The following is a 13,937-nucleotide window of genomic DNA, read 5'->3' as shown; positions in this document are numbered from 1 at the left end:
GAGCTTATATAAAAACAAATATCTCGAATTCGAGATAAAATATCAATGATCATTAAGGAGTTTTATACTATGACAAATGAAAATCTGAAAGGTATCCACCACGTCACTGCCATTACGGACGATGCAAGAAGAAACTATGAATTTATGACGGATATCCTCGGCATGCGCCTGGTCAAAAAGACTGTTAACCAGGATGACATTCATACGTACCACACATTTTTCGCAGATGATGTTGGCAATCCGGGGACGGATATGACGTTCTTCGATTTTCCGAACATCCCGCAGGGAACAAGAGGCACAAATTCAATTTCCAGAACAGGCTTGAGAGTGCCGGACGATGCAGCGCTTGAGTACTATTTGGAAAGATTTGAGTCATTTGATGTAAAAAACGACGGCATTAAAGAGCTGTTCGGTAAAAAGGTGCTGCCTTTTGAAGATACGGACGGACAAAGATTCCAGCTGTTCTCAGATGAAAACAATGAAGGTGTGGCACCAGGTGTTCCCTGGAAAAACGGACCGGTCCCTGAAGATAAAGCCATCTATGGCCTGGGGCCAATTGAAATCACTGTCAGCTACTTTGACGATTTCAAACAGGTGCTTCAGGATATTTACGGTATGACACCTATTACAGAAGCAGACGATGTCACATTGTTTGAAGTTGGAGCCGGGGGCAATGGCGGACAGGTTATTTTAAGGAACGATGAAGGCAAAGCCGGTCGGCAGGGTTACGGAGAAGTCCACCATGTATCCTTCAGGGTCGAAAATCATGAAGTGATTAAGAAATGGGAAGAAAAATATAACCAGATCGGCATCGGCCATTCCGGAAATGTCGACAGATTCTACTTTGAAGCGCTCTACGCGCGCATCGGTCATATTTTGATTGAACTGTCTACGGACGGTCCCGGCTTCATGGACGATGAGCCGTATGAAACACTTGGTGAAAGTCTTGCCCTGCCTCCAATGCTCGAGCCTCAAAGGGAATATATCGAAGCCCAGGTCAAACCATTTGATTCACAGCGTTCTAAAAATCAATAGAGAAGGAACCCTTTAAAAAGGACCCACCATATCAGCGCAATCGTCGGTGACCCGCAGGAAATTTGATAATATAAGGAGGACTTGAACATGGAACACATTTATGAACAAAAGAAAAAAGGGAACCCGGTATTCGTACTGCTGCATGGCACAGGCGGAACGGAAAACGATCTGATCCCTTTGGCGGAGCTGTTGAACCCCGAATATAATGTATTGAGTATTCGGGGCAATGTTCAGGAAAATGGTATGAACAGGTATTTCAAACGTCATGGTGAAGGACAGTATGACTGGGAGGATCTGGACTTCAGAGGTAATGAACTCTATGCGTTCATCGAAGAGAAAGCGAAAGAACACGATTTTGCGCTGGAAGATGTCGTCTTCGTCGGATTTTCGAACGGCTCAAACATTGCGATTAATCTGATGCTCAAAGCGGAAGATAAGTTTAAGAAAGCCATGTTATTCGCACCGCTGTACCCGGCGGATATTGAAGACAAACAAGATTTCAGTGGGACGGAGGTGTTCCTGTCCCTGGGTAAAGGCGACCCGATTGTTCCTGAATCAGAAAGTGAACGGGTCATAAAGTTATTCGAAGACAGAGGTGCAGATGTTTCCACCGTATGGGTGAACGGGCACAGTCTTACCCAGGATGCTGCGCAGGAAGCAAAAGCGTGGCTGGATAAACAATAAATTGATGGGAATGATAAAGAAGACGAGGGTCCCGGTTATCCGGATCCTTCGTCTTCTTTATTGGAAAGATATTTTACAGCGCTGGCAGACACAGCCATCAGAATGGCGATTGCCGTTGACCTTAAGAATATAGGGCTGGTAAGGTCTGGAATCGGGTTTTCGTATATGAGGCTTGGTATGACACAGATCACGAGAAGTACTAAGACCACTATGAATTCCTTGAACAACGGGTATCGTCCGGTTTTATTTTTCTGTTTGCGGTAATCGAATAAGCCGCTCACGATTGCGATGCCAAAAAACAGTACAAATGCGATTGAAAAGATGACTGGAGAATCAATGATATTTGCAAAGAGCACGAAAATGGCAAATGCCGAGATTAAAATGACCATATGCATAATGAGTCCTCCTTCTGAACCTTTTCATCCTCTTCTGTGACTTGAATCAAGTGTATCAAATCCGAGATATGTCTGAAAATTGGATGCTTATCTTAGTTGCGGGCGGACCAAAAAAGTACAAGGGACGTTTGTCGATACTTCAAAATGAAAATTAATGTAACGCCTCCTCCTTTTCTATCCTGTCCCATTCCTCTTTGATTTCCCGCGGGCTCATCGGCTCCAGATGGCCGTGGATATATGTGTCGAAGTCAATCAGGCTGATTTTGCCGATATAGTCATGAAACTGCCGTTTGTCATAGCCGCCGTCAAGTTTGTAATAATCTCCTGTATCCGCATCGCCTGCAAAAAGAACTTTATCTTCCTCAACATGTGCGACCACCCCATCATCGGAGTGCGGGTTGGTGAGGCGGATGACATTTAAATGGACTTCGCCTAAATTGAGCCTGAGTCCATCTTCAAATTCTATGTCTGCCATTTCCACTTGGATCGTTCTTGTGTCGTCATATTCTTTCCTGATGTGAGTATCGCAAAATTCACATTCTTCCCCGGATGCCAGCCGTTCGTCCATGGCTTCGTAGGTCCATTCCCATTCGGATATTTCCTTTAAAATTTCATTGGTCTGTCTGTGTGCAACGGTCAGCCCATTGAAGGCATGCATGGCGAATGTATGGTCCCAGTGCCAATGGGTGATCAGTGCCAGTTTGGGCGTAGGCAGGCCGTTTTGTTCGATTTCATCAAGCATTTCAATCAGATGAGCCGGCGAGTTGCCTGTATCGATCAGTACGCTGTAATCTTCTCCGGCGATATATCCCAGATTTGGCCGGTCTCTTTCTGTGTCGTGTGGAAGGATATGAACGTGTTCTGATATTTTTCTGAGTGACATCATTAGCCTCCTCATGACTATTTCGTATCAGTTTATCATATATAATTGACAATATTGAAATGAAATTCTAATTCCGAGTTAAAAAGTATAATTTTCTGTTGACATGTCTTTCTGCATGATTTATATTTGATGGAACAACTTAATAATTCAGAATTTTCTTATCCAGAGAGGTGGAGGGACTGGCCCTTTGAAGCCTCGGCAACAGACTTTATCAGTACTGTGCCAATTCCAGTAGCTTCATGCTAGAAGATAGGAGGAGAATCGTTAACAGTCTTTATATCGGACCCTCTTCTTATCATCTGGAAGAGGGTTTTTTTACTATCAAAAATTGGAGGTTTACACATGACGAAGAAACAGATTCATCTGAACGGGTTTATCCAGAACTCACCATCACCGCATTCTACAGGACTGTGGAAACACGAATTGGACAAAGGGACGCATCATAATCGATTGGACTATTGGACAGATGCAGCGAAAACATTGGAACGCGGCAAATTTGATGCGATGTTCATCGCTGACGTGCTGGGAGCTTACAGTGTATATGGAGGAAATCACGATGCTGCTGCTAAACACGCGGTGCAGCTGCCCGCACACGATCCCACTCTGGTTATCCCGGCGATGGCAGCTGTGACTGAGCATCTTGGCTTTGCACCGACGGTTTCTACGACTTACGCCCAGCCGTATTCCCTGGCCCGCCAGTTATCAACGCTTGATCATCTGACTGATGGGCGCGTGGCTTGGAATGTTGTGACTTCCTACCTTGAGAGTGAAGCGGTGAATCTCGGCCTGACTGAAAGGCTGCCGAAGGAAATGCGCTATAACCGTGCGGATGAGTTTTTAGAAGTTGTTTATAAGTTATGGGAAGAAAGCTGGGATGATGAGGCGCTGCTTTACGACAGAGAAAAAGACGCATTTGCAGACCCGGACAAAGTGCATCTGATTAACCACGAAGGCGAGTTTTTCAATGTGCCGGGGCCTCACTTGGTTGAACCGTCACCCCAAAGGACGCCGGTGCTTTTTCAGGCCGGCGGTTCCCCGCGTGGACGTGATTTTGCAGCGAAACATGCCGAGGCGGTCTTTACCAAAGGCCATTCACTGGATGCGATCGCCGCTTACGTTCAGGATATCAGGCAACGGGCGGAGGCCTCCGGCAGAAACAGGGATGACGTGAAAGTATTTCCAATGGTGCTGCCGATTGTCGCTTCAACTGAGGCCAAGGCGCAGAAAAAACTTGAAGCACTTCAGGAAAGTGTTAGCTATGAGGGTACAGCTTCATTGTTATCCGGGCATACCGGCATTGATTTTTCCCAGTATGACCCGGATCAGTATATCGAGGATATCGACACTGAAGCGGTACAGGGTAATCTGGATATGTATACGAAAGACCAGGATAAAAAATGGACGCTGCGGGAAGCGGTTAAAAATCATGGGCTGGGCAACGGCACTGTGAAGTTTGTCGGCACGCCGGAACAGATTGCAGACAAAATTGAAGAATGGACGACGATCGGGGACGCCGACGGCTTCAACATCGCCCAGAGCTATTCTCCGGGGACGTTTGAAGAGTTTGTGGATGAAGTGGTGCCGGAACTGCAAAAACGGGGGATCTACCGTACTGAATATGAAGGAGAAACATTGAGGGAGAATATGTTTGGCAAAGGCCAGAAATATATTGCAGAGAATCATCCGGCAAAAAGAGCCGGGGTTACAAACGAATGGAACTGATCTAAGGAGAGATGAAGAGTATGGAACAGGTGACTTTATACACATGGATAGGTTTTATCGCATTTCTGATGCTGATGTTTGTCATCGGCTATTTAAGCTCAAAGCGGATGAAAACGATCAGCGATTTTGCGACCGGCGGCGGGTCACTTGGTCCATACGTCCTGGGACTGTCTTTTGCGGCGACCTATTTAAGTGCTGCTACATTCCTGGGCTATCCGGGCTGGTCCTATGAGTGGGGGCTGTCCAACCTTTGGCTGTTTCTGGCAATGATCGCAGGCGGGCCCATCGGTGTTCTGATGGTAGCCAAAAAGGTGAGAAAATTAAATACGGATCAGAAGTCGCTGTCCTTACCCGACTGGCTCGGAGATTTTTATAAAAGTGATATTCTCCGCGTCGGTACATCTTTGATTCTATTATTCAATATATTTTATATTGCTGCACAGTTTGTGGCTGGTGCCAGAATCTTCGAGCATCTGCTCGGCCTGTCCTATACCACCGGTCTGATTTTTATCACGGTCATCGTCGTCATCTACGTGTTTGCCGGCGGTGCACTGGCGGATATATACACTGATGCGATACAGGCGATTATCATGGCAGTTGCCGGTCTGGTTATTTTTATCTCGGGTATCATCATCTTCTGGCAGGGCAGTATCACCGGTACATTCTCAGGCATTACAGAGAATCTGGGCAGCCAGAACGAGAACCTGGTATCCGTCTTCAATCCGGAATCACTGCATTTCTATTCATTCGGCGCTGTGTTCGGCGCCATAGCAATTCAATGGGCATTTGCTTCCGCCCCCCATTTGTTCAATAAAGTGCTCGGACTTAAGAATGAAAAGGATCTGGGGAAAATGATAGCGACTTATGTCGTTGTGGCATCGCTCTGTGTCCTCGTGCTCTTTGGCGGTTTTTACAGCAGAGCCGCGCTTGGAGGTACAGTGGAAACTGCGGATCTTGCCCTCATGGAATATATCATCTGGGCGTTCCCTGCTATCTTCGTCGCCCTGTTTGGTGTGGTCATACTGGCGGCCGCCCTGTCCACCACTGACGGCATCTTTGTTTCCATCTCGACAGTGTTTGCCAACGATATTTTCCTTAAATTTCTGGTGAAGCGAAACATCATCAAAGTCAGTGATGAAAAAGCGCAAAGAATCGCCTTTCAGATCAGCCGCATGTCCGTCCCCCTGATCGGATTGCTGGCACTGGCGCTGGTCATCCAGCCGCCACAGTATATGGGAGATGTGATGTGGATTGGCATTTCCGGTATAGCGGCCGGTACGATGGGACCAATTCTGCAGGCCGTGTATGCGAAGCGCAGAGCACCGGCAAGAGCGGCCGAACTTTCCATGATTGTCGGGCTGGGATCCTACCTTATACTGTATTTTGCCGGCATCATCCCAAGTACGATGGCAGCTGGAGCGACGGCGACATTTATCGGTATTGCCACAATCAATGTTGCGGCCTGGGTCATCAGGCTGACGTCTAAAGAAACACCTGCAGAGGAGGGAAGCCCTAATGTTCGTTAATGAAATGCTTACGATATGGTTGTATGGATTCATTATCGCAATGGCAATTATCGGATTTTCACTGTGGCGATGGTATTTCAAAGATTGAGTGAAGGGAGATGCATTTTTTATATGCATCTTTTTTTATCGTGAGGGGTATTTCAATTTGAGATATCTGTCATCTTTTTTAGTAATTTTACAATGATTCACCCCGGGCGTATGATTTTATTAACAAATCGAACAAACGGAAGGTGTGTTATTGATGAATCACCATTATGAAGTAATTGTTGTCGGTGCGGGATCCATGGGGATGGCGGCAGGATACTATCTCTCCCGTAAAGGAGTCAGGACGCTGATGATTGATGCATTTGATCCGCCCCATTCAAACGGCAGCCACAGCGGCGATACGAGATTGATCAGGCATGCATGCGGGGAAGGCCCCGCGTATGCACCGCTTGCATTGAGGGCGCAGACACTGTGGGATGATCTCGCAGCAAAGACGAGTGAAACCATCTTCAGAAAGACGGGGGTACTCACTTTTGGACCGGCATCTTCACCGTTTGTCAAGCAGGCGATTGATTCAGGTCACACCTGGGATATGGATATCGAAACGTTGTCAGCGGGGGAAGTGAATGAACGCTGGCCGGGGATGGCCCTTGATGATGCAGATATTGCCTGCTATGAACCGGACGGGGGTGTTTTGTTCAGTGACAATTGTATCCGTACTTTCCGCCGGCTGGCGCTTGACAATGGCGCGGAACTGAAAACGGATGCGCCTGTAACAAACATTGATGTCGCCGCGGATTCAGTCACAGTTGAGACAGACGGGGAAGTATTCACCGCGGAGCAACTGATTGTTTCGGGCGGGGCATGGAACAAAAAGATATTGTCAGATCTAAAGATGAATATTGCCGTTCAGGCGAGCAGACGGACAATTGCATGGTTCAAATCAAACGATCTGCTGTATAAGGCGGACACTTTTCCGGGATTCTTCGGTGATCTCCCCAGCGGTGTGTTTTATGGATTTCCCAGCATTGACGGAGCCGGTGTCAAAGTTGGCCGGTATGATAATGGCGATGATGCTGAGCCGGAATGTATCAATCGTGAGTTCGGTATTTACGACAAGGATGAAGGTGATGTACGCGGATTCCTCGATGCGTATATGCCTGAAGCCAGCGGCCGTATGAATGCTGGCAGCACCTGCCTGTTCACAAACACTCCGGATGAGAACTTCGTTATCGATCTGCATCCGGAACATTCCCATATTGCGATTGCGGCTGGCTTCTCCGGACACGGGTATAAATTCTCCACTGCAGTGGGGGAGATTTTAAGCGAGCTGGTCACCGAAGGCACAACTGAACAGGACATTTCTTTGTTCTCTGCCAAACGGCCCGCACTGTATCCAGAGAGCGTCAGAACATAGGTGCCGCGAAAGGTTTTGAAAGCTGAAGCATTTTTATTGTCTCCCTCTGCTTTCCCTGGGTATAATAGCCAAAATTATCATTCTCGAACGCTCGAGTATCTGGGAGAAGGGATACGATGGAAATCAAGGATCTACGCATATTCAGAAGTGTTGCTTCTGAAGGGAGCATTAGCAGAGCGGCAGTCAGGTTGAGCTATGTGCAATCCTATATCACAACGCGTATAAAAGCGCTTGAAACTGAACTGGATACCAAGCTGCTGCTGCGTCATAGCAGGGGAACGACACTGACTTCGGGCGGTGTGAAACTGTTGGAATACACAGACCAGATTTTGAACCTTGTTGACGATGTCTTTATGGAATTTAATGAGCGGGGCAGTCCTCGCGGCTCTCTCGATATCGGTACAGTAGAAACAATTACCAGGCTTCCTGATATACTGTCTGCCTATCAGATGCAATTTCCTGAAACCAGTCTGTCCGTTGATACGGATGTGACCAGAAATGTGATCGAGCAGGTACTGAGGCGGGAAATTGATTGCGGATTTGTCACAGATTTCAATGCGCATCCTGAAATCAATAAGATCGAACTGCTCAGGGAAAATCTAGTACTGATATCAAACCAGCCGTCGGTCACAGTGGATACTTTAATGCATCAGCCAATGCTCGTATTTAAGCAGGGATGCAGCTATCGGGCCAATCTGGAGAAATGGCTGAATGATGAAGGTGCGGCCATTGGAAAGATGAAAGAGTTTGGCACACTTGAGACAATCATCGGCAGTGTGAAATCCGGCCTTGGCGTCAGCCTTGTGCCCAGACCAGCTGTTCGTCATTATATAGAAGCTGGTGAAATTTTCAGCTATGACCTGCCTGAAAAATACAGCAATATCTCGACGGATTTCATATGGTTTAAAAATGCCCGTCTCTCACATACGATGGATCAGTTCATTCAGACAGTGGGAGAATTCAAAAGTACTTCAAGTTTTGTTTAAATAAAAACTGCCTATCTCAAATAGTGATAACATGCACTTATTTTGTTAATTTACAACAAGGGTTTCAGGGCGTACTATTGAGTTAAAGGAATATTTATCAAATTATGAAAGCGCATACAATTGACGGGAAGAAGGGATCTTATGAAACTGCGTTATGATGTGATTGTATTGGGTGCCGGGGCTATGGGAATGGCTGCGGGTTACTATCTTTCACAAAAAGGTGTAAATACACTGATGATCGATGCATTCGATCCACCGCATTCTCGAGGCAGCCACCACGGTGACACACGCCTGATTCGTCACGCAACTGGAGAGGGAAGCGTTTATGCCCCGATTGCCGTGAGGTCACAGCAATTATGGAATGAACTCGCAGAACAGACAGATGAAACCATATTCCGCAGGACTGGTGTGCTTACATTCGGTGAAAACGATGCGGATTTTGTCAGAAATGCGATTTCTGCGGGACTGACCATTGATACCCCGGTGGAGACACTTTCCGGCAAAGAAATTCACAGACGCTGGCCGGGCATCAGATTGCCCGAGGATTCCATCGGCAGCTATGAACCAAAGGCTGGTGTGTTATTCAGTGAAAACTGCATCCGTGCCTATCGCAGGCTTGCGCTGGAGAATGGTGCAGAGCTGTTGACCCATGCCCCTGTGACAAATGTGGATGTCAAAGAGGATTATGTCACAGTACAAACAGAACACGGAGTTTATTCCGCGGATAAACTTATTGTCTCAGGCGGTGCCTGGAACAAGAAGATACTGGAAGACTTGAACCTCAATATTTCCATCTATCCTTCAAGGCGGACCATCGCCTGGTTTGATGCCGATGACAGCCTGTATAATTCGGAGGATTTCCCGGGATTCATCGGGAAATATCCGGAAGGTCAGTATTACGGCTTTCCAAGTTTTGACGGCGGAGGAGTAAAAATCGGGCGTTATGATGATGGTGAATTTGTGGATCCGGATCAAATCACTATCGGTTTCGGTGCCTATGACAAAGACGAAAGGGATCTAAGAGACTTTCTTGAGGAATATATGCCCGGTGCAGCGGGGGATCTGAATATGGGTAAAGCATGTATGTTCACCAATACACCGGACAGGGACTTCGTCGTTGATTTCCATCCGGGACATTCGAATGTTGTCATTGCAGCGGGATTTTCCGGACACGGGTTTAAATTCGCAAGCGGCATCGGAGAAATACTCTCCGACCTGGTCACAGAAGGACAAACAGATATGGACATTTCGAAGTTTTCTGCGCAGCGGCCGGTGCTGTATCAGGAAAGTACAGAGGCCGGATAAAGCAATTTCTGTTACAGTACGATTCCGGGACCCATCATCGGTCCGGGGATCGGTTTTTATCGTTTTAGGAGTCACTTAGATGCGGATGGTGTTGTCATATTCAGACCGGCAGCATTGTGATAATATGGTAACTGTTAGTTTTCCGGGGTGCTGTGACGGCCGCCGGCATGAATTAATCGTTAAAGGAGTGTTCGGTATATGAGTTTAGATGAACAGATTAAAACGGTTTTGCCGGAGGTGATTTCCTGGAGACGTGCGTTGCATAAGCACCCGGAACTGTCATTTGAAGAACATTGGACCAGTGCCTATGTCGAGGATCGTTTGAAGACATTTGGCAATATAGAAATTTCCCGCCCGACAGAAACGAGCGTGCTTGGCATCATAAGAGGCACCCGCCCGGGTAAAAAAATTGGACTTCGTGCAGATATGGACGGGTTGCCGGTCAAGGAAGAAAGAGAAGATATAGATTTCGTCTCTGAGATCGATGGCAAAATGCATGCATGCGGGCACGACGGACATACTGCAATTCTTCTGGGAGCTGCACAATTACTGTCCGAAAATATTGGTGAATTGCATGGGGAAGTGTATCTGATCTTTCAGCACGCCGAGGAACTTTTCCCTGGCGGGGCTGGAGAAATGGTGGCTGCCGGGATGTTTGATGGGCTGGATTTCATTTATGGCCAGCACCTGTTTACGCCGATTCCAACAGGAAATATCGGGCTGTTCAGCGGACCGAACACTTCAAATTCAGATAGATTCAGATTAAAAATTCAGGGGAAAGGCGGACATGCCTCCCAGCCTGAAAATTCTATAGACCCTGTGATAGTCGGAAATCAGATCATCAATCAGTTCCAGACCATTGTTTCCCGGATGACTTCGCCGCTCGACTCCGCGGTAATTTCGACAACAAACTTCCACGCTGGCGGAGATGCGTTGAATATTATCCCGGATAGTGCCGAGCTTGGCGGCAGCGTCAGGACGCTTACAGATGAAACACGCCATACCGTCAGAGAAAAAATTGAAAAAGCTGCAGCGAATGTGTGTGACCTCTATGGCGCTGATTATGCATTGGATTATCAGGAAGGGTATGCATCGGTATTTAATGATGAGAAGAAAACGGAACAAGTGAGAGAGATGGCCGTTGAAAAATTCGGCGATAAAGTGTTCGAATATTCCACTGTAATGGGGGGAGAGGATTTCTCCGCATTCTCCAGGATTGTGCCAAGCACATTTGCATGGATCGGTGCAGGCAACCCGGATAAAGATATGGAGTATCCGCATCACCATCCTAAATTTGGCATCGATGAAGACAGTTTTATCGATGGATTGAATATGATGGTTTATGTTGCATTTAATATGACAAGATAAATTGACACGAAAATAAATCCCTCATGGAACGCGCGCGTTCCATGAGGGATTCGTTATGCTTTCAGCTTTCTTGGGAAGCCAATAAGGATAGCGATGATACCGCAGATGAGCAGCATGAAAGGATAGATGGAATATGGAATCATCTCAACTGGGGAGATGGCGGCCATGCCGGCTGCAGCGAGCATCTGTCCGCCGTAAGGAATGATGCCCTGGAATGCAGCAGCGAAGATATCCAGTATGCTTGCTGATTTTTTGCGGTCGACCCCATATTCATCGGCGATATCTTTCGCCAATGGTCCGGTGATGATAATGGATATTGTATTGTTTGCGGTACTGACATCAGTTGCACTGACCAGCGAAGCGATACCGAACTCCGCTCCTTTTTTGGAACGGATGCGGCTGGTGATGAAATGGAGCAGGTAATCAATACCGCCATAATGTTGAATCAGGCCGATCATGCCGCCGATCAATATGGCAATGATGGAGATTTCCATCATGCTTGCGATGCCTTCACCTGCCGATGTTACAAACGATACGAAGTTATAGGAGCCGTCAAAGAAACCGACAACTCCGGCGAATATTGTACCGCCAACAAGAACAACGAGCACGTTGACACCTAACAGGGCGATGATCAATACGGCCAGATAAGGCAGGACTTTTATCAGGTCAAACTCCAATCCTGATGCGAGATTAGTGGAATATCCTGCAGATATAAAGTAAAGAATGACCGCTGCAGCAATGGCACCGGGCAGGACAATCCAGAAATTGGTTTTGAACTTATCGACCATTTTAACTTCCTGGGATTGCGTAGATACGATTGTGGTGTCGGAGATGACTGACAGATTGTCACCGAACATGGCCCCGCCAATCACTGTTGCCAGTGCGAGTGCCAGTCCAATTTCCGTCTGGTCAGCAATACCGACTGCGATTGGTGCGAGCGCGACGATCGTGCCTGTGGATGTCCCCATGGATATGGAGATGAAACAGCAGACGATAAAGATCCCCACGAGCAGCAGGCTGCTCGGCAGCAAGGATAAACCTAAGTTTACAGTTGAGTCCACAGCACCCATATCTTCTGCAACCTGGCCAAAAGCACCTGCAAGCAGGAAGATAAGGACCATGAGCATAATGTTTTCCTTGCCGGCCCCTCTGGTCACGATGCCAATCTTATCATTGAAGCGATCTTTCGGTTTGATGAATAGTGCAGCAATAATTGCGATAACCAATGCCACAGGAATCGGCATTGACTCGAAATCACCGGTGATGATCCCTGTGCCTATAAATAGAAGGACAAAGATCAAGAGAGGCAGCAGCGCAATGGGACTTCCTTTTTTCTGTTCCTCGGACATAACTATTCTCCTCGTTAAATATTGTTGGAATAAAATGACCTCTTCCTGAAAAGAAGAGGTCATAAAAATCAGTATCTCTTCTCATCTGCAAGCCGTTACGGACTTCTGGAATTGGCACTGGCTCCCGCAGAGCTGTTGCCGAGGTTTCAAAGGGCCAGTCCCTCCACCTCTCTGGATAAGAGTAATTTATATCATATTTAATTCATTTACTTTAACCCCTGAAGTGAACGTTGTCAATATGTGAGGCATGAATCTTTACTTTTTGACTATGAAATATCTATAATTTAATTATACGAAGTAATGAAATGGAGGCTTGGACCAATGACGGAGTATAAAGTAAAACCTCTGCAGCTTGGCAGTGAAGCGGCAGACACAAAAGTGGAAGTGTTTTTAAACCTGGCATGTCCGTTCAGCATCAACTTTTTCAAGGCAGCAGATAAGGTCATCAAACCCCAGACAGAAGCCGGCCATATCAGTTATACGATCAAACATTTCGATAAGCCGAAAGTCAGGCTGCTGCACGGTGCCATCGCCAATCAGTTTTTAGATCCCGGTGATACTGAGAACACATACAATGTGATGAAAGCTCTTTTTGAAGATCAGGAAGCATGGGTTTCCCAAGGCAGTACAGCCATTCAGCAAAAAATGACTGAAGCGTATGGCCTGAGTGAACAGGCGGATGCGGTGGAGTTGAGCCTCGCAGTGACAGGTGAGACGCTTGAACGCGGCATTAGCAGCGTACCCACAGTATTCATAGATGGGAAAGAACTGGATTTTGATGTTAAACGCGGCCCAACCGCCATTGAAAAAGTACTGCGGGACGCTATTCAGTAGTGGGATTAAGGCACAGCTGGAGATGTTAGTTCATCACCCAGTGTGTCTTTTTTATTTTGAATAAACTCCAATGTACTTTCAGGGTTTTGCATGGCTTGTACCCGATTCCCAATCGAGTATAAGCGGAGGCGTTCTCTTGTATTCGATTCCCAATCGAGTATAAGCGGAGGCGTTCTCTTGTGTTCGATCCCCAATCGAGTATAAGCGGAGGCGTTCTCTTGTGTTCGATCCCCAATCGAGTATAAGCGGAGGTGTTCTCCTGTATTCGATCCCCAATCGAGTATGAGCGGAGGCGTTCTCTTGTGTTCGATCCCCGATCGAGTATAAGCAGAGGCGTTCTCTTGTATTCGATCCCCGATCGAGTATAAGCGGTGGCGTTCTCTTGTATTCGATTCCTGATCGAGTATAAGCGGAGGCGTTCTCTTGTATTCGATTCCCGATCGAGTAT

At 47.0% G+C, this 13,937-nt stretch carries 12 protein-coding genes and 2 riboswitches; of the genes, 9 read left to right on the top strand and 3 right to left on the bottom strand.

Annotation, left to right across the window (positions count from 1 at the left end):
* Positions 1-69: 69 nt before the first annotated feature.
* Positions 70-1,035 carry a ring-cleaving dioxygenase gene (locus tag G343_RS0101160; protein WP_020006297.1) on the top strand — a complete coding sequence of 322 codons (966 nt, stop codon included), beginning with the start codon at positions 70-72 and terminating at the stop codon, positions 1,033-1,035.
* Positions 1,036-1,122: 87 nt separating this feature from the next.
* A complete protein-coding gene (locus G343_RS0101155) occupies positions 1,123-1,719 on the top strand; it encodes an alpha/beta hydrolase (protein ID WP_020006296.1) in 597 nt (198 codons plus the stop codon).
* Between the two features lie 35 nt (positions 1,720-1,754).
* Here the strand turns inward: G343_RS0101155 and G343_RS0101150 are convergent, their stop codons facing one another.
* Complete coding sequence (locus G343_RS0101150) at positions 1,755-2,114, bottom strand: hypothetical protein (protein ID WP_020006295.1); 360 nt, start codon at positions 2,112-2,114, stop codon at positions 1,755-1,757.
* Positions 2,115-2,265: 151 nt separating this feature from the next.
* The gene (locus G343_RS0101145) at positions 2,266-2,997 is read right to left on the bottom strand and encodes an MBL fold metallo-hydrolase (RefSeq protein WP_020006294.1); all 732 of its coding nucleotides are present in this window, start codon (positions 2,995-2,997) and stop codon (positions 2,266-2,268) included.
* Between the two features lie 155 nt (positions 2,998-3,152).
* A riboswitch (SAM riboswitch) is annotated at positions 3,153-3,253 on the top strand.
* Positions 3,254-3,339: 86 nt separating this feature from the next.
* Between G343_RS0101145 and G343_RS0101140 the strand changes: the two genes are divergently transcribed.
* From G343_RS0101140 to G343_RS0101110, 6 genes are all read left to right on the top strand, one after another.
* Positions 3,340-4,719 (top strand): LLM class flavin-dependent oxidoreductase, encoded by a 1,380-nt coding sequence (locus G343_RS0101140; RefSeq protein WP_020006293.1) that lies wholly within the window; start codon positions 3,340-3,342, stop codon positions 4,717-4,719.
* 20 nt (positions 4,720-4,739) lie between these two features.
* Positions 4,740-6,245 carry a sodium:solute symporter family protein gene (locus G343_RS0101135; protein WP_020006292.1) on the top strand — a complete coding sequence of 502 codons (1,506 nt, stop codon included), beginning with the start codon at positions 4,740-4,742 and terminating at the stop codon, positions 6,243-6,245.
* A 241-nt stretch (positions 6,246-6,486) separates the two neighbouring features.
* Positions 6,487-7,647 carry an N-methyl-L-tryptophan oxidase gene (gene solA, locus G343_RS0101125; RefSeq protein ID WP_020006290.1) on the top strand — a complete coding sequence of 387 codons (1,161 nt, stop codon included), beginning with the start codon at positions 6,487-6,489 and terminating at the stop codon, positions 7,645-7,647.
* A gap of 116 nt (positions 7,648-7,763) precedes the next feature.
* The gene (locus G343_RS0101120) at positions 7,764-8,633 is read left to right on the top strand and encodes a LysR family transcriptional regulator (RefSeq protein WP_020006289.1); all 870 of its coding nucleotides are present in this window, start codon (positions 7,764-7,766) and stop codon (positions 8,631-8,633) included.
* Positions 8,634-8,774: 141 nt separating this feature from the next.
* Entirely contained in the window at positions 8,775-9,938 is a 1,164-nt protein-coding gene (gene solA, locus G343_RS0101115; protein ID WP_020006288.1) for an N-methyl-L-tryptophan oxidase, read from the top strand.
* 198 nt (positions 9,939-10,136) lie between these two features.
* Entirely contained in the window at positions 10,137-11,306 is a 1,170-nt protein-coding gene (locus G343_RS0101110) for a M20 metallopeptidase family protein (protein WP_020006287.1), read from the top strand.
* 53 nt (positions 11,307-11,359) lie between these two features.
* Here the strand turns inward: G343_RS0101110 and G343_RS0101105 are convergent, their stop codons facing one another.
* Positions 11,360-12,655 (bottom strand): Na+/H+ antiporter NhaC family protein, encoded by a 1,296-nt coding sequence (locus G343_RS0101105; protein WP_020006286.1) that lies wholly within the window; start codon positions 12,653-12,655, stop codon positions 11,360-11,362.
* A gap of 78 nt (positions 12,656-12,733) precedes the next feature.
* Positions 12,734-12,837: riboswitch (SAM riboswitch) on the bottom strand.
* Positions 12,838-12,976: 139 nt separating this feature from the next.
* Between G343_RS0101105 and G343_RS0101100 the strand changes: the two genes are divergently transcribed.
* Positions 12,977-13,489, top strand: a complete 513-nt coding sequence (locus G343_RS0101100) for a thioredoxin domain-containing protein (protein WP_020006285.1) — start codon at positions 12,977-12,979, stop codon at positions 13,487-13,489.
* The last annotated feature ends 448 nt before the right edge of the window (positions 13,490-13,937 follow it).

The organism is Salinicoccus albus DSM 19776 (genome assembly GCF_000385175.1).
Classification (GTDB): domain Bacteria; phylum Bacillota; class Bacilli; order Staphylococcales; family Salinicoccaceae; genus Salinicoccus; species Salinicoccus albus.
The sequence above is the reverse complement of the archived record's forward strand: the minus strand, read 5'-3'. Positions and strand labels throughout refer to the sequence as shown.

Bases quoted from the DNA above. Each gene is read 5' to 3' on its own strand.
- G343_RS0101155 (WP_020006296.1), top strand. From the start codon at position 1,123: ATGGAACACATTTATGAACAAAAGAAAAAAGGGAACCCGGTATTCGTA.
- G343_RS0101160 (WP_020006297.1), top strand. From the start codon at position 70: ATGACAAATGAAAATCTGAAAGGTATCCACCACGTCACTGCCATTACG.
- G343_RS0101145 (WP_020006294.1), bottom strand. From the start codon at position 2,997: ATGTCACTCAGAAAAATATCAGAACACGTTCATATCCTTCCACACGAC.
- G343_RS0101100 (WP_020006285.1), top strand. From the start codon at position 12,977: ATGACGGAGTATAAAGTAAAACCTCTGCAGCTTGGCAGTGAAGCGGCA.
- G343_RS0101135 (WP_020006292.1), top strand. From the start codon at position 4,740: ATGGAACAGGTGACTTTATACACATGGATAGGTTTTATCGCATTTCTG.
- G343_RS0101105 (WP_020006286.1), bottom strand. From the start codon at position 12,655: ATGTCCGAGGAACAGAAAAAAGGAAGTCCCATTGCGCTGCTGCCTCTC.
- solA (WP_020006290.1), top strand. From the start codon at position 6,487: ATGAATCACCATTATGAAGTAATTGTTGTCGGTGCGGGATCCATGGGG.
- G343_RS0101120 (WP_020006289.1), top strand. From the start codon at position 7,764: ATGGAAATCAAGGATCTACGCATATTCAGAAGTGTTGCTTCTGAAGGG.
- G343_RS0101140 (WP_020006293.1), top strand. From the start codon at position 3,340: ATGACGAAGAAACAGATTCATCTGAACGGGTTTATCCAGAACTCACCA.
- solA (WP_020006288.1), top strand. From the start codon at position 8,775: ATGAAACTGCGTTATGATGTGATTGTATTGGGTGCCGGGGCTATGGGA.
- G343_RS0101110 (WP_020006287.1), top strand. From the start codon at position 10,137: ATGAGTTTAGATGAACAGATTAAAACGGTTTTGCCGGAGGTGATTTCC.
- G343_RS0101150 (WP_020006295.1), bottom strand. From the start codon at position 2,114: ATGCATATGGTCATTTTAATCTCGGCATTTGCCATTTTCGTGCTCTTT.